This window comes from Kitasatospora sp. NBC_01250, assembly GCF_036226465.1.
Taxonomy (GTDB): domain Bacteria; phylum Actinomycetota; class Actinomycetes; order Streptomycetales; family Streptomycetaceae; genus Kitasatospora.
This window is the reverse complement of the sequence record NZ_CP108476.1, coordinates 5,340,647-5,359,836: the sequence shown is the minus strand read 5'-3', so window position 1 is coordinate 5,359,836 and position 19,190 is coordinate 5,340,647. Positions and strand designations below refer to the sequence as shown.

Genomic DNA, 19,190 nt, shown 5'->3' with positions numbered 1-19,190 from the left:
GCGCGGGCCCGTCCGGCGGGGGCGGGCCCGCGTGCGGCGGGCGCTCGGCGCGATCAGGCGGCGGGCAGCCAGAACTGGTACCAGTGCTGCCGGTACCTGGTCTCCTTGGGTGCGGCCGGCTCGGCAGGCTCCGCGTGGGCGGCGTAGCCCGGCGTGTGGTGCGGGGAGCTCTCGACCGCGGCCACCCGTCCCGGACGCATGATCCGCACGGTGTGGCCACCGCAGCCCGGGCAGCTCGGCTGCAGCAGCGGCGAGGGAACCCGCACCCCGTTGGCGTAGTACTGGACGATCGTGTGTCCGTCCTCGGCCCGGTGGTGCTGGATGTCGTACGACTGCTCCCAGCCGTAGCCGCAGCTCAGGCAGGCGAAGGAGTAGGCCTCCTGCACCGTGGCGCCGGAGGGGTGCAGCCCACCGACGTGCTGCGCGGCGGCCATGCCGCCGGTGCCCGGGTGGGGGGCACGGTCCGGGGTGTCCGGGGCCGGCTTCAGGTCGGCCACCGGAGTGCCGCCCAGAGGGCTACCGATTGTGTCGCTCATCGCGGTCTCCCAGCGCCCGCCGGACGTTCGTCCGGTTCGGGTCTTTCCATCCGATGAAATGCCCCAGCACCCCGAACCGATGCCCGGCTTGCCGAGACTTGGCCCCGAGTTGGGGATCCCTGTACGGAGGACCGGTAGAACCCCAGGTCAGTGCGGGTTTAGCAGGTCTCCGCTTTACCTTGTCACTGGACCCCGGGCGCGCGCAGGACGTCGGCGGGCCGTCCGGGGACGACGAGGACAACCGGCGTACGCGGTCGTGTCCATCACTCCACCGTACGCGCGTGCGATCCACCGGGCGAGACCGTATTCACCCATTCTGACCAGCCATGATCACGACCAGCCCGCAATGATCACGCTCCGTGCTCCGAGGGTCGGTTCTTCGCCGCCACCACCGCGTCGAAGACCTCGCGCTTGGGCCGGCCGACCGCCAGCGCCACCGCCGCGATCGCCTCCTTGCGGCGCTCGCCGGCCGCCTCCCGGGCGGCCACCCGCTCGGCCAGTTCGGCGTCCGTCAGCAGCTGCGGGGCGGCGGGCGGGGCACCGGCCACCACCACGGTGATCTCGCCGCGCACCCCCTCGGCGGCCCAGTCGGCCAGCTCGCCGAGCGGGCCGCGCTTGACCTCCTCGTAGGTCTTGGTCAGCTCGCGGCAGACCGCCGCCGGGCGCTCGGCGCCGAACGCCTCGGCCATCGCGGCCAGCGTCTCGGCGATCCGGTGCGGGGCCTCGAAGAAGACCATGGTGCGCGGTTCGGCGGCGATCTCGGCCAGCGCCCGGGAGCGGTCACCGGCCTTGCGCGGCAGGAAGCCCTCGAAGGTGAAGCGGTCCACCGGCAGCCCGGACAGCGCCAGCGCGGTGAGCACGGCGGAGGGGCCCGGCACCGCGGTGACCTTGATGCCGGCCTCGACCGCGGCGGCCACCAGGCGGTAGCCGGGGTCGGAGACCGAGGGCATCCCGGCGTCGGTGACCAGCAGCACCCGGGCTCCGCCGGTCAGCGCCTCGACCAGCTCGGGGGTGCGGCCGACCTCGTTGCCCTCGAAGTAGGAGAGCACCCGCCCGGTGGGGGTGACGCCGAGCGCCTGGGTGAGCCGGCGCAGCCGCCGGGTGTCCTCGGCCGCGATCACGTCCGCCGAGGCGAGCTCGGTGAGCAGTCGGGGCGGGGCGTCCGAGACGTCGCCGATGGGGGTTCCTGCCAGCACGAGTACACCTGTCACGCTCCCCATCCTGTCAGGCCCGCGCCCACCGGAGCGCCCCCGGACGGCCCCGGACGGCGCCCGGTGGCGCCGGACCCGCCAAGTGCGGCACCGGCGGCGAATGGTGACGAACCGGGCAGCTTCGCAGGGCGGGGGCCTGCCGTACGGCCTCGCCCCTACGATGTGCGGGTGAATGGCGAGACGGCGGCAGAGACAGCGGTGGTCGAGACCACCGCGCAGACCCCTGGCGACACCGACCAGGACGGCACGCTCCCGGAGGCCGCCGACGCGGGTGTCCCGGCCGCGCGCACGACTGCCGGGCCGGGCGGCGGCTGGCTGCGCCGGCTGGCCGCGCACGACTACCGGCCGCCGCGCCGGGCCCCGCTCGCCGACCGCCTGGTGCCGCCGATGCCGGACGGTCCCGGGGTCACCCCGAAGGAGGTCGCGCCCTCGCCGCTGCTGCTGCGGGCCGGCATCCGGCTGAACCCGCGGCTGTGGAGCTGGCTCTGCCGCTGGGCGGGCTGGCTGGGCCCACTGGCGGTGGCGCTCTTCGGCGGCCTGCTGCGGTTCTGGCACCTGGGCAGCCCGGGCGCGGTGGTCTTCGACGAGACGTACTACGCCAAGGACGCCTACGCGCTCTGGCAGGGCGGCTACGAGACCTCCTGGCCGGACAACGCCAACGCCCAGCTGGTCTCGCACCCCCAGGTGATCCCCTACCGCACCGACCCGGCGTTCATCGTCCACCCGCCGGTCGGCAAGTGGCTGATAGGCATGGGCGAGCAGCTCTTCGGGATGCATCCGTTCGGCTGGCGGTTCATGGTCGCCCTGCTCGGCACGCTCTCGATCCTGATGCTCGCCCGGATCGGCCGCCGGCTCTTCCGCTCCACCCTGCTGGGCTGCGTGGCCGGCCTGCTGCTCTCGGTGGACGGGCTGCACTTCGTGATGAGCCGCACCGCGCTGCTCGACCTGATCGTCATGTTCTGGATCCTGGCCGCCTTCGGCTTCCTGCTGCTGGACCGGGACCACACCAGGGCCAGGATCGCCCGCCGACTCGGCGAGCTGTCCGACCCCGACCTCGCCCACCGGCTGCGGCTGGGCCTGCGGCCCTACCGGCTGGCCGCCGGCGTCTGCGTGGGCCTGGCCTGCTCCACCAAGTGGAGCGGCATGTACGTGGCCGCCTTCTTCGGCCTGCTGACCGTCTTCTGGGACCTGGGCGCGCGCAAGCTGGCCGGTGCCCGCCGGCCGTACTGGTCCGTCCTGGTCCGCGACGGGCTGCCCGCGTTCGCCTCGATCGTGGTCGTCTCGCTGGTCGTCTACATCAGCTCCTGGTCGGGCTGGCTGGCCAGCAGCACGGCGCCGGGCAAGGGCGGCTACGGACGGGACTGGGCGGTGGGCCGGCACGGCCTGTCCACCGAGTTCGTCTCACTGCCGGTGTTCGGCAAGGTCAAGATGCCGTTCCAGGTGGACATGACCTGGGTACCGGGCGGCCTGCGGGCGCTGTGGCACTACCACGCGCAGATGTACAACTTCAACATCGGCCTCAGCACCCCCCACATGTACCAGTCCAACCCGTGGAGCTGGCTGGTGCTGGGCCGGCCGGTCTCCTTCTACTACGAGTCGCCGAAGTTCGGGGAGAGCGGCTGCAAGGCCAGCGCGTGCGCCTCCGAGGTGCTGGCGATCGGCACCCCGCTGCTGTGGTGGGCGGGCGTCATCGCGCTGGTCTACTGCCTGTACCGGTGGGCGCTGCGGCGCGACTGGAGGGCCGGCGCGGTGCTGTGCGGGCTCGGCGCGGGGCTGCTGCCCTGGTTCGAGTACCAGCACCGGACCATCTTCCTGTTCTACGCGGTGGCCTTCGTGCCGTTCCTGGTGCTGGCCGTGACCATGCTGATCGGCGCCATGATCGGGCCCGCGGATGCGAGCCGCGAGCGGCGGCTGGTGGGCGGCGCGGCGGCCGGCGTGCTGGTGCTGGCCGTGATGTGGAACTTCCTCTACTTCTATCCGCTGTACACCGGGCAGGTGATTCCGATCGACGACTGGCGCTCGCGGATGTGGTTCACCAGCTGGATCTGAGGGCCCCACCGGGCCGCTGGTACGCCCGTTCCCACCTGGGAGGTGTGTACCAGCTCTGTCACGAGGTGCCCCGCTGCGCCGGGGCACCCCCGGCGCAGGCTTAGGCTGGGCTGCCGGTTTCGGCCGGTCACCCAGTCCTCGTCGTCATCCCAAGGGGGAGCACCACCATGCGTCAGGGCGCGAAGACCGCCATCGTCAGCGCCATCGCAGCCGCCATGCTCGGCGCGGGCGGGTACGGGGCGTACTCACTGGTCGGCTCGGACAGCAAGAAGTCCGCCTCACCGGCTGCGCCCAAGCCCCGCACGGTGGTCGCCGAGTCACCCTCGCCCGACCTGGCGGCCAACGGCGCCAAGGCCTTCCTGGCCGCCTGGGCCAGCGGTGACCTGCAGGGCGCCAGCAAGCTGACCGACGACCCGGCGAGCGCGCTGGCCGCGCTGACCGCCTTCCAGCAGCAGGTGAAGCCGAGCGCGATCACCCTGACCCCGGGCGTGCCCACCACCCCCGCGGCCTTCGCCTCGGCCACCGCGCAGCCCTCCGGCGCCGCCGCCAAGCCCTCGCCGTCCGCCTCGGCCGGCACCTCCGGCTCGCCGTCCCCGTCGGCCTCGGCCGCACCGGCCAGCCAGGTGCTGCTCACCTTCAAGTCCCACGTCGAGTTCGCGAACACCAGCAACACCTGGGACTACACCGGGTACCTCGGCATGGTGAAGATGAGCGACGGCACGGCCGCGGTGGACTGGGCGCCGACCGTGATCAACCCACACCTCGGCCCGGGCCAGCAGATCGTCACCCAGCCGGTCTACAACCCGCCCACCCGGGTCACCGACCGCAACGGCCAGTCGCTGCAGAACTCCCCCTCGCTCAACCAGATCCTGGCGAACTTCCAGACGAACCCGCCCGCCCAGAACCCGGCCGACGCCGGCACCGGCGTGGCGATCGTGGACCCGGCGGGCAAGACCAAGCCGCAGCCGCTGTTCACCGTGATCGACCCCAAGCCCGGCCAGCCGATCAAGCTGACCATCGACGCGAACCTGCAGGCGGCCGCGCAGAAGGCGGCCGACGAGCAGTACGCCAAGGACCCGAGCCACAAGGCGGGGGTTGTCGCCATCGAGCCGAGCACCGGCAACGTCCTGGCGGTCGCGAACTCGCCGGCGACCGGGTTCAACATGGCGCTCCAGGGCCAGACCGCGCCCGGCTCCACGATGAAGGTGATCACCGCCAGCGCGCTGCTGGAGGCCGGGGTGGACCCGAACGCGACCATGCCCTGCCCGCTCAGCTACGGCAGCGGCACGATCTACCACAACGACGCCAACTTCAAGGCCGACGAGCCCAACAACACGTTCATGCAGGACTTCACCATCTCCTGCAACACCGCCTTCATCAAGCAGAGCATGGCCAGCCTGAAGTCCGGTCAGCTCAACAAGCAGGCCTCGGACGTGTTCGGGATCGGGCAGAACTGGAAGATCGGCTTCCCCACCTTCGACGGCTCGGTTCCCGGCGCGGGCCAGAGCACGGACGAGACCGAGGGCGAGTACTTCGGCCAGGGCAAGGACCTGATGAACCCGCTGACCATGGCCTCGGTCGCGGCGACCGTGGAGAGCGGCACCTTCAAGCAGCCGGTCCTGGTGGCGGGCATGCCGCAGCTGCCGGCCGCCCGGCAGCTGTCGCCGGACACCCTGACCAAGCTGCGCTCGATGATGAACAGCGTGATGACCAACCCGTCGGGCACCGCGTACAACGCGCTGCAGGGCGCCAGCGGCAACATCGGCGGCAAGACCGGCACCGCCGAGACCTCCAGCGACCCCAAGGCCGCCACCAACAGCTGGTTCACCGGCTACCGGGACAACCTGGCGGTCTCCGTCGAGGTGATCAACGGCGGCTTCGGCGCCGACGCCGCGGTGCCTGCCGCGGCCGAGGTGCTCAAGGTCGGCAACGGGAGCTGACCGGTCCGATCGTCCGACGAGACCCCCGTGCCCGCCGTCCTGGCGGGCACGGGGGTCTCGTCGTCAGGTTCCGTACACCGCCGCCACGTTGTCCTGCGGCGGGTGCGCCGCACCCGCCGGGCCGGCCGCGAAGGCCTGCAGCAGGTTCTCCGTCACCCGCTGGGTCATCGCCGCGGTCCGGGCGTCCATCGCGTGGTCCGCACCCGAACTGCCGTCGCCGCTGGCGTCCAGCGACTCCACCCAGCGCATGGTGCCGCTGGCGAAGACGCCGGCCCCGCTGGGCGCGCGGTAGAAGGCGGTGTCGCTGAAGCTCTTGCGGCCCTCGCAGACCACCGGCGAGTGGGCCAGGATCTCGATCGGGCGCGGCGTGTCGAAGCCGGTGTTCACCCGGTCGTACTCGACCCCGACCAGGTGCGCGAAGCTGTCGCCGGCCTGCACGCCGGTGCCGGCGAAGAGCCAGTGGCCCGGGTCGCCCACCACGTAGGGCGCGTCCACCGGGTAGCCGTCGTAGATCACGCCGAGCAGCGAGCTCTCCGGGTCGGCGTGCGGGGCCACCCGGTAGTCGTTGGTCGGCAGCCCGCCGGCCTTGTAGCCCGGGTCCTGCTGGAAGGAGTCCTTGTAGCAGACCACCTGCCGGTCCGGGCCGGTCGGCGAGGGCTCGTAACGCACCCGGCGGAAGCAGCAGTTGGCGCCCAGGATCGCCAGGTTGGTCCCGGCGTCCCGGGCCGCGGCCACGTTGGCGCGCTGCTCGGGCGACCAGTACTCGTCGTGCCCGAGCGAGAGCACCGCGAGCGCGCCCTTGAGCAGGCCAGGCTGCCCGGCCAGGTCGGTGCTGGTGGTGTACGCCAGCGGCAGCCCGAGCCGCTCGGCCAGGGCTATCAGCGGCGTCTCGTAGACCATGAAGAGCCCGGCGCCGTCGTACTCGTGGTACGGGCGGTCGAAGGAGACGACCAGCGAGCGGGTCGCGTACGCGCCGTTCTCGCCGTTGTAGAGGTTGTAGCCGCTCCAGGTGTTGTAGGCCTGCCAGGTGGCCACGGCGTTCACCACCACCAGCTTCCCGGCGGTCACCGCCGAGCGGACGGTGACCGGCACGTACCGCTGCCCGGCGCCGTCCGCGGCGTCCAGCCGCAGCAGGTAGCTGCCCTCGGGCCAGCCGGTGGTGTCCACCGTGGTGCTCTTCGACCAGTCGGTGCTGATCATCCGGGTGTGCGGGTCCAGGGCGGCGGCCGACTGCTTCGTCCCCGGCAGCTGGTCGGACTGCCAGACCAGCCGGCCGCGCGCGCCGCCGTACCAGCCCATCCGGTAGGCCGAGACCTTGTAGCCGGGCGCGGTGGTGGAGACGTGCAGCCCGAAGCTCTCGCCCGGCAGCACGCTGACCTTGTCCGCCCAGCCCTCGATGGCCTGGTCGGGACCGGCGTTGCCGATCCGCCAATCGGGGTTGCCCGGCTTGTCGTTCTCCCGCTGCGGGCTCGGCGCGGCGCTGCCCGTGCCGCCCGGGGCCGCGCCGGAGGAGCCACCGGCACCGCTGCTCGCCGTCGCGGCCAGGGCCCGGTTCGCCGACCCGGAGCCGGTCCCACAGGCCGTCAGGCCCACCCCGGCCGCGGCCCCGCCGGCCAGACCGAGGAACCGCCGCCGGCCGGTTCCCCGTCGCGCGGCACGCTCGTCAAGGGGCCGCCCATCAGGGGCCCGTTCCTCGGGGGACCGCTCCTCGGGGGATTCCTGCCCGGTCATCCGACTGCCTCCCAAGCACTCCGGTCGGACGCGACACGGGCGCCCTCACACGTGGTCAGCGCCCGCTAGTGGACCACCGCGACGCCTTCGGTCTCCACCGTACGTGCGGTCCCTGAGAGCCGCCCGGTCCAGGAGCGGGCGGCCAGTCGGGGCCAGATCGCCAGCACGGCGGGCAGCGCGAGGTAGCCGAACCGCCCGGCCGGCGCCAGCATGAAGGCGATCGTCAGCCCGCCGGCCAGCAGGTCGGCCGCGGCCACCGCCGAGGTCGGCGGTCTCAGCAGCAGCCAGCCGGCCACCGCCACCCCGCCCAGCACCATCAGCACGATCGAGATGGTGTGCCCCACCGGGCCGAGGTCGGCCAGCACCTTGCCGGGCAACGGGCTGCCGGCCGGGGTGCGCACCGCGGCCAGGCCGAGCGGGAAGCGGATCACCTGGTTGAGGAAGTTCTGGGTCCGGGTCAGCGCGAACGGCAGGATCACCGCCGCGCCCACCAGCACGGCGGTCAGCGCGGCCCGGCCGGCCGGGCGCCGCCCGTAGAGCCGCCAGAGCAGCAGGACGGCCACCGGCAGCGCCGGCCAGGCGGTCCATTTGAGGGTGCAGGCCAGCGCCAGCACCAGCCCCGCGGCGATCGCCCGCCCGCGGGCGGCCAGCGCCATCGCCAGGCAGCAGACGCCGATCAGCGGCAGGTCCACCCCGCCGACGGCCAGCGTCAGCGCGATCAGCGGCGAGCCGGTGAGCACGCCGAGCGGCAGCAGCGCGGAGTACTGGCGGGTGGGCCGCAGCAGCCGCCAGCTGATGGTCAGACAGCCCAGGAAGCTGAGGGCGAACCAGATCCTGGCGTCGCCGAACACCCGGCAGAGCAGGCCGTCCGTGCCGAGCAGGGCGCGCGGCAGCCCGAACAGCGCCATGGCCGGCAGGTAGGGGTTGAAGTCGGTGACCTTCGCCGGATGCGGCAGGTAGGGCGTGCCGGTGTGCAGCAGCAGCTGGGCGGAGCGCTCGACCACCATCACCTCGGACTGGTGGTGCCCCTGCGCGGCCAGCACGCCGAGCGGCAGCAGCACCGCGCCGAGCAGCGCGATCACGGCGGCCACCCGCCCGGCCCAGGGGCGCGGCAGGGTGACCACGGCCAGCCCCGCCAGCAGGTAGGCGGGAGCGGCGACGCTCCCCCAGAGCCGCTGGTTGGCCAGGTCGGAGACGATCGGGAAGGCCGCCGCCCAGCCGGCCGCGACCAGACAGCCGAACAGGTGCACCGAACGCATCCCGCCCAGCCGCATGCCCAGCGCCGCGATCCGCTGACCGCGCCCGGACCCCACGGGATCGGTGGCACTCTCCGTCGGACGCTGCCGGGGCAGTGCCGAGCGCGGCGCCGCACCGGCCTCGAGGCGGGTGCGGTGGCCGACCGGGTGGCCGCCGGGGTATCCCGCGGGTCGGCCGGCGGGCGCCTTCGTGCCGCGTCGGACGCCGAACCGGCCGCGGGCCCGAGGGGCGCCGGACGAACGGGTGGTCACCATGGGGGAAGGTTATTTCGGTGAACCGCCCGCTGTCCTCAGACTGCGGGGGCTAGCCAGATCGCAATCCATCCGTTAGAGCGTCAGTCGAACGCACGCTCCGGTACGGCGGACGCACGCGTGGTGACCTCCAGCCGGGAGTGTCGGATGCCGTAGCCGAAGTAGGCAGCGGCCGCGATCAGCAGCGCGACGCCGAAGAAGAGGAAGGTCAGCGGGTGCAGCCCGCGGATCAGGTAGAGGCAGAACCCCACGCTGAGCAGCGGCGTGACGGGGTACCCGGGCACCTTGAAGCCGCGCTGCAGCCCGGGGCTGCGCCGCCGCAGCACGATCACGCCCACCGAGACCACCGCGAAGGCGCACAGGGTACCCAGGCTGGTCAGATCGGTGAGGATGTCGAGCGGGACGAATGCGGCCAGCAGGGCGACGGCCAGGCTGACCACCAGGGTGTTCCAGACCGGCGTGCCGGTGCGTGCGGAGACCCGGGCGAAGCGCGCGGGCAGCATCCCGTCGCGGCCCATCGAGTACAGGATCCGGGTCTGGCCGTAGATCACCACCAGGGTGACGCTGAAGATCGAGACGATCGCGCCGAGCGCGAAGATCAGGGCCGGCCAGGTCTGCCCGGTGAGGTCCTGCAGGATCTGCGCCAGCCCGGCCTCCTGCCCGTCGAACTTCTGCCAGGGCTGGGCGCCGATCGCCACCAGCGCGACCGCGACGTAGAGCAGGGTGACCACCACCAGCGAGATGATGATCGCCCGCGGCAGGGTGCGGCGCGGGTCGCGGACCTCCTCGCCGGCGGTGGAGACGGCGTCCAGGCCGATGAAGGAGAAGAAGATGCCGGAGGCGGCGGTGCCGACGCCGCCGATGCCCAGCGGCATGAAGTCGTGCAGGTTGCCCGAGTGGAAGCCGGTCAGGCCGACCGCGACGAAGAGGCCCAGCACCACGATCTTGATCGCCACCATGGCCGCGTTCACCTTGGCGCTCTCGCTGACCCCGCGCACCAGCAGCAGGCAGACCAGGGCCACCAGGACCACCGCGGGCAGGTTGAAGACCCCGCCGTCGCCGGGCGGCTGCGCCAGCCAGTCCGGGATGGTGACGCCGAAGGCCAGCTGGCAGAACTTGTTCAGGTACTGCCCCCAGCTGACCGCGATCGCCGAGGCCGAGACCCCGTACTCCAGCAGCAGGCAGACCCCGACCACGTAGGCGGTGGCCTCGCCGAGGGTCGCGTAGGCGTAGCTGTACGAGGAGCCGGAGACCGGGATCGCGGAGGCCAGCTCGGCGTAGCAGAGCGCGCTCAGGCCGGCGGTGACCGCGGCCAGCACGAAGGAGAGCACCACGGCCGGGCCGGCCTCGGGCACCGCCGAGCTGAGCACGAAGAAGATCCCGGTGCCGACCGTGGCCCCGATGCCGATCGCCGACAGCTGCCACAGACCGATCGTGCGGCGCAGACCGCTCTGGGCACCGCCGCCGGTGCTCTCGGCGATCAGGGTCTCGACCGGCTTGCGCCGCAGCATGCGCTGAGCGAGGGGGGCGGTGCTGGGCACGACGGGCTCTCTTCCGGGGTTATGCATAAATATCAGTAACGAAGCATACATAACACCATCAGGCCGCACGGCACCCGGGCCGCTCGCTCCCGGCCCTCTTCGCCCTCGAACCACCCCTGGCCGGCCCCGGCCGGACCCCGGCTCAGCCCGTGGAGCCAAGCACCGCCTGCATGACCGACTTGGCGATCGGCGCCGCCAGCTGGCCGCCTGTGACATCGGTCGCATTGCTGTCCGCGATCACCACGGCGACCGCCACCGGCGGCACGTCCGAGGAGCCGGCCGGCTTGGCCCAGGAGATGAACCAGGCGTACGGCGTCCCGGAGTTGTCCACCCCGTGCTGGGCGGTCCCGGTCTTGCCGCCGACCGTGGCGCCGGGGATCCGGGCGTTGCGACCCGTCCCGTTCTGCACCACGTCGGTCATCAGCTGCTGCACCTGACCGGCCACCGCGGGGCTCATCGCCTGCTTGTAGGTGCGCGGCTTCATCAGCTGGACCGTGTCGCCGTCGGACTTCGCCAGCTTGTCCACAAGCTGGGGATACATCACCGTGCCGTTGTTGGCCACGCCCGCCGCGACCATCGCCATCACCAGCGGGGTGGCGGCGGTGTCGAACTGGCCGATCGAGGAGAGCGCCACCTGGGACTGGTTCATCTGGGTGTCGAAGTTGCTCCGTGCGGCGCGCACCGGGATGTCGAGCTTCGGGTCGTTGAAGCCGAAGTTCTCGGCCATCGCCGTCATCTTGTCCAGCCCGGTCTGCACGCCCAGGTTGCCCATGACGCTGTTGCAGGAGAGCGTCATCGCGGTGTCCAGGTCGATGTTCGGCTGGTCGCAGGAGCTGGTGTCGTTGACCAGCGTGGTGGTGGTGCCCGGCAGCACGTAGGGGTAGGGCGTGCTGGTCGGCGCGTTGATGTCGGTGACCACCCCGTTCGCCAGCGCCGCCGCGGCGGTGACCACCTTGAAGGTGGAACCGGGCGGGTAGGTCTGCCGCAGCGCCCGGTTGAGCATCGGCTGGTCGCTGTCGGCCTGCAGCTTGGTCCAGGCGCTCTGGTCGGCGCTGCTCGTCCCGGCGAACGTGCCCGGGTCGTAGGACGGGGTGCTGGCCAGCGCCAGGATCCGCCCGGTGCTCGGCTCGATCGCGGCCACCGCGCCCTTCTGGTTGCCCAGCCCCTGCATCGCGGCCTGCTGGGCGGCGGCGTTGATGGTGGTGTAGACGTCGCCGCCCGGGTTCTGCTTGCGGGCGATCGCGTTCCAGACCGCCCACCCGTCCAACCGGGAGTCGGTGCCGGAGAGGATGCCGTCCTCGGTGCCCTCCAGCTGGGTGTTGCCGTAGATCTGCGAGGAGTAGCCGGTGACGGCGGCGTACTGCTGGCCGGCGGTGTAGGTGCGCTTGTAGTTGAAGCGCCCGCCGGTGGGCGCGGAACCGGTGATCGGGGTGTCACCGACCAGGATGTTCCCGCGCGGCTGGGAGTAGCGCTCGATGGTCAGGCGTTGGTTGGCCGGGTTGTGGTCGTACCCCTTGGCCTGGAAGACCTGGATCCGGGTGGCCTGGGCGGCCAGCAGCAGGATCAGCACCAGGCAGAACAGGCCGGCCCGGCGCCCGGTGATCGAGATACCCGGCAGCCCCTGGGGGCCGTCGCCCCGGCCGCGCGATCGACGGGCCATCAGCGGGCCACCTCCGGTGGTTCGGACTGCGCACGGGCGGACCCGGGCGGGGCGGGACGGCGCGCGAGGTCGCTCATCCGGACCAGCAGCGCCACGATGATCCAGTTGGTCACCACCGAGGAGCCGCCCTGGGCGATGAACGGCAGCGTGGCCCCGGTCAGCGGGATCAGCGCGAGCACCCCGCCGGCCACCACGAAGACCTGCAGTCCGACCGCGGCGGCCAGCCCGATCGCCAGCAGCCGGCCGAACGGGTCGCGCAGCGCGATCCCGATCCGGAAGCCGCGCGAGATCAGCAGGAGATAGAGGAGCAGCACCGCCACCAGGCCGACCAGGCCGAGCTCCTCGCCGATGGTGGCGAAGATGAAGTCGGACTTGGCGGCGAACCCGATCAGCGCCGAGTGGCCGAGCCCGAGCCCGGCCCCCAGCAGCCCGCCCCAGGCGAAGGCGAAGAGCGACTGCGCGATCTGGTTGGCGCCCTGCCCGGCCGCCACCGAGGCGAGCGGGTGCAGCCACTGGTCGACCCGGGAGTGCACGTGCGGCGACAGCCAGCCGACCACCACCACGCCGGCCGCGGCCAGCACCAGGCCGATCGCGATCCAGCTGATCCGGGCGGTGGCCACGTAGAGCATCACCACGAAGATCCCGAAGTAGAGCAGCGACATGCCGAGGTCGGTCTCCACGACCAGCACGCCGATGAACGCCGCCCAGACCAGCAGCACCGGGCCGAGCACCCGCCCCGGTGGCAACGTCCAGTTCTGATTCCTGCTGGGCCAGATCCGCCGCCCGGTCAGCGCCAGCGCGTCGCGGTGCGCGGCCAGGTACGCGGCGAAGAAGATCACCAGCAGGATCTTGGCGAACTCGCCCGGCTGGATCGAGAAGGGGCCGACGGTGATCCAGATCCGCGAGCCGTACACGGCCGGGAAGAAGATCGGCACCACCAGCAGCACCAGGGCCACCAGCGCCCCGCTGTAGGCGTAGCGCTGCAGCAGGCGGTGGTCGCGCAGCAGCAGGATCACCGCGATGCACAGCCCCACCCCGAGGGTGGACCAGAGCAGTTGGGTGGGCGCCGCCGAACTGTGCGGGGTGGTGCGGTCCAGCCGGTAGATGACGACCAGTCCGATCCCGTTGAGCAGCACCGCGATCGGCAGCGGCAGCGGGTCGGCGTACCTGGCCTTCCAGCGGATCACCCCGTGCGCGAGCAGCGCGAGCACGCCGAGCGCCGCGCCGTACTCGGCCGCGTCCTTGGGAACCGTGCCGTCGATGTTGAGCCCGACCTCGATGTACCCGAACACCGCGATCGCCACCGCGGCCAGCACCAGGACGAGTTCGACGTTGCGGCCGGTTCTGGGACGCGGCCCGGACGGCTCGCCGCGCGCGGCGGTGACGGCGGATGTGGCCATGGGCGACCGCTGCTCCTGTCTGGCGCGACGTCAGGGAGTTCTGCGGGCGATTGTAACCTAATGTCCTATTTTATGTTGACTTTACGTCAGTCGTCTGATCCACCCTGTTCAGTCCGATGCCCCGGCGGGCTCGGCCGCATGCATGAGAACGGCGGCGAGCGGAGTGTTCCGCTCGCCGCCGCTGGGATCGGCCGGCCGCCGCCGGGTCAGATGCAGACCGAGTTGGGCCACCGGTCGACCAGCAGCACCGAGAGCATCTCGTGCAGTTGTTCGCGCCCACCCGCCGACAGCCGGGCGAAGAAGGCGAGCTCGGCCTCCTCGGCCACCTGCTGGGTCTCGGCCAGCGCCGCGCGGCCGGCCTCGGTGATGCCGAGGATGTAGCGGCGCCGGTCGGCCGGGTTGCGCCGGCGCTCGACGTGCCCGGCCTTCTCCAAGTCGTCGATCAGGGCGACCACCGTGGTCGGGTCCAGGTTGATCACCTGGCTGAGGTCCTGCTGGGAGAGCTCGGCCTCGCCGGAGAGCGCGGCCAGCACCAGGAAGTTGCGGAGCTTGAACCCGGCCGCGCCGAGCGCCGCGTCGACCTCCTGCTCGATCAGCAGCCCGGCCTTGTGCAGCAGGATGCCGGTGTGATCGGCGAGCGGGAAGTCGTGGCGCAGCGTGGCGGGGGCGCTCGCCGCGGTGGCGGCGGGGCGCTGGGGCGCCGGCTGGGTGCGGGGCATCGGGGGATCTCCCATCCATCGGGAGTCCGGGGCTCCAGGCCAGGTCGTGCCGCGGTCCCATGAACTCTTGGACTCTTGGACTCTTGGATTCGTGGATTTCCCGAATCCTGCCAAGAATCTATCATCGGCCCTTTCGACCATCAATGAATCGCGGCATGCCCGGCGCTCCGCCGGCGAGCCTCAGTGGCCCAGCTCGGCGCCGGCCAGCGCGCTCTCGTGCAGGTCGCGGCCGCGGATGAAGAGGAAGCCGGCCACCGCACCGACCGCCGCCACCGCACCGCAGCCGATCAGCACGTCGGTCAGCCCGTGCACGAAGGCCTCGCGCGCCGCCGTCTGGACCCCCGCCCGCAGCGGCCCCGGCACCGAGGCGGCCAGGGTGCGGCCCGCCCCGGCGGCCACCGCCTGACCCGCCGCGCCGCCCTGCGGCCCGAGCGCGGCCCCGGCCGCGGAGTGGGCGAAGGAGTCGGCCACCCGGTGCTGGAAGAGCGCGCCGAAGCCGGCGATCCCGATCGCGATCCCCACCTGCTGAAAGGTTTCGCCGATCCCGGCCGCCATGCCCGCCTTGGCCGGCTCGGCCACTCCGATCGCCAGCGAGGAGCGCGGCGGGTTGAACATGCCCATCCCCAGACCGGTGAGCAGCATGGCCGGCAGCAGCGCGAGCCAGCTGCTGCCCGGCTTGACCAGGGTCACCAGGAAGAGGCCGGCCGACATCAGGGTGACCGCGGAGCCGACCAGCAGCCGCGGCGCGACCGAGGCGGTCAGGCTGCCGGTGACCGCGGCGGCGACGAAGAGCGTCAGGGTCAGCGGCAGGAAGCGCAGCCCGGTGGCGAGCGGCGAGTAGCCGAGCACGTTCTGCATGTACGACACCTCCAGGAAGATCGCCGACATGCCGGCCGCGTTCGCCAGCAGGGTGGCCACCGAGATGCCGTTGAAGGTGACGTTGCGGAACAGGCCTAGGTCGAGCATGGCCGCCGCGCCGAGCCGGCGCTCGATCAGCACGAACACGGCCAGCAGCAGTGCCGCGCCGCCGAACATGCCGATGATCGGCGCGCTGGTCCAGCCCTCGGCCTCGCCGCGCAGGAAGCCCAGCACCAGCAGGGCGAGCGCGGCCGAGAAGACCACCAGACCGCCCCAGTCCACCCGGTGCGCGGCCGGGTCGCGCGACTCGGTGATCCGCAGCGCGCCGAGCACCATCGCGACCAGGCCGATCGGCACGTTCACCAGGAAGATCCAGCGCCAGCCGATCCCGTCGGTGAGCGCGCCGCCGATCAGCGGGCCGAAGGCGATCGCGAGGCCGGAGACCCCGCCGAAGACGCCGAACGCCAGCGCCCGGTCCTTGCCGCGGAACTCCTGTCCGATCAGCGCCGGACCGACCGCGAAGAGCACCGCCGCACCCACTCCCTGCACGCCGCGGGCCAGGTTGAGCGCCAGGATGTCCGGCGCCGCCCCGCAGGCCAGCGAGGCCGCGGTGAAGACGACGAAGCCGACCCCGTACACCCGCTTGCGCCCCAGCCGGTCGGCCAGCGAACCGCCGGTGAGCAGGAAGGCGGCCAGGGTCAGCGCGTAGGCGTCGAGCACCCACTGCAGCGCGGAGAAGTCGGCGTGCAGCGCGGTGCGCAGGTCGGGCAGCGCCACGTTCACCACGGTCAGGTCGAGCATCAGCATGAACGTGGCGATCGAGACGATGCCGAGCGTCCACCAGCGGCCGGGGGACCTGACCGGTGGTGCGGCGGAGGCGGCATCCGCCTCGGTGACGGTCGGTGCGACGGACATCGTAACCCCCAGTGATAGGAAAACAAATCATCTAGATTCCGATGATTGACGAAACTAGTGATCCGGATCCAGACTGTCAATCAATGGACGGTCCGGGTACGACGAAGGGCCGCCGATCGGTGATCGGCGGCCCTTCGGTCCCTCGTGGCGGCGCGGCTACTCGGTGCGCCGCCCGGCCAGCACGGCCGCGCCGGCGGCCACGGCCAGCAGCAGCAAGGCGGCGAGTGCCGGGGCGAGCAGCGGGTAGCACACGTGCGCCCGCTGCGAGCCGGTCATCAGCGCCCGCACGGCCTGGTTGGCGGGCGACACCGGCAGCACCCAGGCCGGCACCGTGAGGCCGAGCACCGCCAGGATCCCGTAGGAGCCGCGTAGCAGCACCGGGCGGTGGCTCAACGCGCCGACCACCGCGCCGACCAGCACCCCGCAGACGGCCGCGAGCAGGCCGGCCGCCGCCGCGTGCGGCCAGGACACCTCGAAGCCGGGCCGGATCGTGGTGCGCCCGCAGACCAGCCAGATGACGCCCACCTCCAGCAGCGCCAGCAGCAGTCCCGCGCCCAGCGCAGCGCCCAGCGAGGCCAGGTAGACGCGCGCCGGACCGGCGGGCGCCACCAGGCAGGCCCGCGCGGCCGGCGGGTCGGCGGTCAGCGCGCAGCGCATGTACCAGGCGGTGACCGGGATCAGCAGCGCCGCCGCGTAGGCGTGGCAGTCCATCATGGGCTGATCGCCCGCCACCCCCATGCCCAGGACCAGCGCGAAGCCGAGGAACGGCGGCAGCCAGCGCTGGGAGCGGACCAACAGCTCGAACTGATAGCGGAGCAGCGCGATCACCGGACCTCCTCCCGTGCTTCGGCCCCGGGCGCTTCGGTCCCGGGTGTCTCGGCCGCCGTGCGCACGTCGAGCACCCGCACCGGGGCCGACCCGGTCAGCAACCGGCGCAGCAGCGCGTCCGACTGGCCGGCGCCGACCCGCAACAGCACGGTGCCGTCCGGCTCGCGCTCCCAGCTGGGCGCGCCGGGCAGCCGATCGGGCAGCTCGGCCACCGCCACCCGGATGGACACCAGCTGCCGCGGTGCCTGGAGGGCGGGCAGCCGAACCGGCGTCAGCACGCCCTGCTCGACCCGGTGGGCCTCGGTCACCCGTCCCGCCAGCCGGGCCGGGTCGTGGTCCACGAAGAGCACCGCGCCCCCGGCCGCGGCCCGCTCCACCGCCGCCTCGTCCAGGGTGCCCCGGGCCGCCTGGTCGAGCCCGGTCCAGGCCTCGTCGAGCAGCAGCACGTCGGCCTCGGCGAGCAGCGCCTGGGCGATCGCGACCTTCTGACAGGTGCCCTTGGAGAGCCGGCTCAGCGGGGTGCCGGCCCGGTCGGCGATGCCGAAGCGGTCCAGCCAGAACTCCGCGCGCTCGGCCGCCCGCGCCGCGCTCAGTCCGTGGATCCGGCCGAGCCGGCGCAGATAGGTGGCCGGGTCGAAGGGCAGCGCCGGCGGGAAGCGCTCCGGGACGTAGGCCCGGCGCCCGCCGACCTCGACCCGGCCCCGGCTCGGCGGCTCGACCCCGGCGACCAGCTTGAGCAGCGTGGACTTGCCGCTGCCGTTCGCCCCCTCGATCCGCGCCAGGGCACCGGCCCCGAGCGTGAGATCGACCCCGTGCAGCACCCAGGGCCCCGCGCGCCCGTACCGCTTGGCCGCCCCCGCCAGCCGCAACCGATCCATCCGGTCCTCCCGCAAAATGGGTCGCGGCGGGCGCTCGGCGCCCCGCAGACTCCCCCGGTGAACAGTGCTTCCGATCGTACGGTGAGTGTCCTGCTGTCCTGCGGCGAAATGGAGTTGGGGGTGGTGGGGCCGTTCCCGGTCCCCCGGCCCCGCTGGCACGACGTGGAGCCGGTGGCCGCCCGGCTGACGGCGACGCTCGGCGTGCCGGTGGTGGTGCTGCGCCTGCTGGACGTCGAGGGCGGTGCCGATGGCCTGGGCGGACTGGTGCGCTACCACGCCGAGGCGCTGCGCGAGCCGGTGCGCGGGGCGGACCGGCCCGCCACCCCGCAGGAGTCGGCACTGCTCGCGCAGCCGCACCCGCGCCGCGCCCGCTACGCGACCGCCACCGGCGTCCGGGCCGCCCTGGCCTGGGCCGAGCGGGCGCTGGCCGCGGCCGGGCGGCCGGTGACCGGGCCGGTCGAACAGGTGAAGACCTGGAACCTGGCCGGGCTGTTCCGGCTGCCCACCGCGGCCGGACCTGCCTGGCTGAAGACCGGGCGCGGCTTCTCGGTCGACGAGGCCGCGGTGATCGACCTGTTCGACGCGGTGGAGCCGGGCTTCGCGCCGACCGTGCTGGCCGCCGATCCGGACCGGCGCCTGCTGCTGCTCGACCACGTGCCGGGCGAGGACTGCTGGGACCCGTCCGGCGAGGTCGTCGCGGCCACCGTGCCGCGGCTGGCCCGGGCCCAGGCAGCACTCGCCGCCCGCCACCCGGACGGCGCGCCCGCCGGGCTGCCGGACCGCTCGCCGCAGCGGCTGGCCGCGGCCCTCGGACCGCTGCTGGAGGGCCCGGCGGGCGCCGAGCTGACGGCCGCGGAGCTGGTGCGGGCCCGCCTGATGGCCGACCGGCTGCCCCGGCTTATCGAGCAGCTGGCCGCCTGCGGGCTGCCGAACACCGTGCTGCACGGGGACTTCCACCCCGGCAACTGGCGCTCGGCCGGTCGGGGCACGGTGCTGGTGGACTTCGCCGACAGTCACTACGGCCACCCGGCGATCGACGGCCTGCGCCCCAAGGGCTTCACCTCCCCGCAGCGCTGGGCGCAGGCGGCCGGGGCCTGGGCCGCGAGCTGGCGGGCCCTGGTCCCCGGCAGCGACCCGGTGACGGCGCTACGGCTGGCCGAGCCGCTGGCCCTGCTCGCCTACGCGGTGCGGTTCCAGGAGTTCCTGGACAGGATCGAGCCGAGCGAGGAGCGCTACCACGCGGGCGATCCGGCCGCCCAACTGCGCGCCGCGCTCGACTCCTTCGAGACGCTGACGCGGTAGCGCCCGCAGTCCCGACAGCCCCGACAAACCCCGACAGCCCTGCCCGCACGGCCGAGCCCGCCGACACACCGTCGACACGCCCTCCGGCGCCGCCGCTGCGCGCCGGAGGGCGCC

14 protein-coding genes are annotated in these 19,190 nt (G+C 73.0%); 3 read left to right on the top strand and 11 right to left on the bottom strand.

Annotation, left to right across the window (positions count from 1 at the left end; translation table 11 throughout):
- Nucleotides 1-53: 53 nt before the first annotated feature.
- Entirely contained in the window at nucleotides 54-536 is a 483-nt protein-coding gene (locus tag OG500_RS22595) for a hypothetical protein (RefSeq protein ID WP_329582908.1), read from the bottom strand.
- 350 nt (nucleotides 537-886) lie between these two features.
- Nucleotides 887-1,747, bottom strand: a complete 861-nt coding sequence (gene rsmI / locus OG500_RS22590) for a 16S rRNA (cytidine(1402)-2'-O)-methyltransferase (RefSeq protein ID WP_327068506.1) — start codon at nucleotides 1,745-1,747, stop codon at nucleotides 887-889.
- A 198-nt stretch (nucleotides 1,748-1,945) separates the two neighbouring features.
- On the opposite strand from rsmI, the gene OG500_RS22585 reads away from it, so the two are divergent.
- Complete coding sequence (locus tag OG500_RS22585; RefSeq protein WP_442907146.1) at nucleotides 1,946-3,796, top strand: dolichyl-phosphate-mannose--protein mannosyltransferase; 1,851 nt, start codon at nucleotides 1,946-1,948, stop codon at nucleotides 3,794-3,796.
- Between the two features lie 167 nt (nucleotides 3,797-3,963).
- Nucleotides 3,964-5,736 (top strand): penicillin-binding transpeptidase domain-containing protein, encoded by a 1,773-nt coding sequence (locus tag OG500_RS22580; protein WP_329582904.1) that lies wholly within the window; start codon nucleotides 3,964-3,966, stop codon nucleotides 5,734-5,736.
- A gap of 63 nt (nucleotides 5,737-5,799) precedes the next feature.
- Here the strand turns inward: OG500_RS22580 and OG500_RS22575 are convergent, their stop codons facing one another.
- The 9 genes from OG500_RS22575 to OG500_RS22535 all read right to left on the bottom strand — a co-directional run bounded on the left by OG500_RS22575 (nucleotide 5,800) and on the right by OG500_RS22535 (nucleotide 17,774).
- A complete protein-coding gene (locus OG500_RS22575; RefSeq protein WP_329582901.1) occupies nucleotides 5,800-7,467 on the bottom strand; it encodes a N,N-dimethylformamidase beta subunit family domain-containing protein in 1,668 nt (555 codons plus the stop codon).
- Between the two features lie 65 nt (nucleotides 7,468-7,532).
- Complete coding sequence (locus OG500_RS22570; RefSeq protein ID WP_327068502.1) at nucleotides 7,533-8,978, bottom strand: glycosyltransferase 87 family protein; 1,446 nt, start codon at nucleotides 8,976-8,978, stop codon at nucleotides 7,533-7,535.
- Nucleotides 8,979-9,058: 80 nt separating this feature from the next.
- Complete coding sequence (locus OG500_RS22565; protein ID WP_442907053.1) at nucleotides 9,059-10,543, bottom strand: APC family permease; 1,485 nt, start codon at nucleotides 10,541-10,543, stop codon at nucleotides 9,059-9,061.
- A 115-nt stretch (nucleotides 10,544-10,658) separates the two neighbouring features.
- Entirely contained in the window at nucleotides 10,659-12,176 is a 1,518-nt protein-coding gene (locus OG500_RS22560) for a penicillin-binding transpeptidase domain-containing protein (RefSeq protein ID WP_329582895.1), read from the bottom strand.
- A complete protein-coding gene (locus OG500_RS22555; RefSeq protein ID WP_327068499.1) occupies nucleotides 12,176-13,576 on the bottom strand; it encodes an FtsW/RodA/SpoVE family cell cycle protein in 1,401 nt (466 codons plus the stop codon). The genes OG500_RS22560 and OG500_RS22555 overlap by 1 nt, the downstream gene beginning before the upstream one ends.
- Nucleotides 13,577-13,782: 206 nt before the next feature.
- Entirely contained in the window at nucleotides 13,783-14,295 is a 513-nt protein-coding gene (locus tag OG500_RS22550) for a MarR family winged helix-turn-helix transcriptional regulator (protein WP_327068498.1), read from the bottom strand.
- Between the two features lie 180 nt (nucleotides 14,296-14,475).
- Nucleotides 14,476-16,068 carry an MFS transporter gene (locus OG500_RS22545; RefSeq protein WP_329582890.1) on the bottom strand — a complete coding sequence of 531 codons (1,593 nt, stop codon included), beginning with the start codon at nucleotides 16,066-16,068 and terminating at the stop codon, nucleotides 14,476-14,478.
- Nucleotides 16,069-16,224: 156 nt separating this feature from the next.
- Nucleotides 16,225-16,896 carry an ABC transporter gene (locus OG500_RS22540; protein ID WP_329582886.1) on the bottom strand — a complete coding sequence of 224 codons (672 nt, stop codon included), beginning with the start codon at nucleotides 16,894-16,896 and terminating at the stop codon, nucleotides 16,225-16,227.
- Nucleotides 16,893-17,774: an ABC transporter ATP-binding protein gene (locus OG500_RS22535; RefSeq protein ID WP_329582883.1), complete on the bottom strand. Its 882-nt coding sequence runs from the start codon at nucleotides 17,772-17,774 to the stop codon at nucleotides 16,893-16,895. Before OG500_RS22535 ends, OG500_RS22540 begins: the two co-directional genes overlap by 4 nt.
- 81 nt (nucleotides 17,775-17,855) lie before the next feature.
- Here OG500_RS22535 and OG500_RS22530 point away from each other — a divergent pair, with 81 nt between their 5' ends.
- Nucleotides 17,856-19,076: an aminoglycoside phosphotransferase family protein gene (locus OG500_RS22530; protein ID WP_329582880.1), complete on the top strand. Its 1,221-nt coding sequence runs from the start codon at nucleotides 17,856-17,858 to the stop codon at nucleotides 19,074-19,076.
- Nucleotides 19,077-19,190 lie beyond the last annotated feature (114 nt).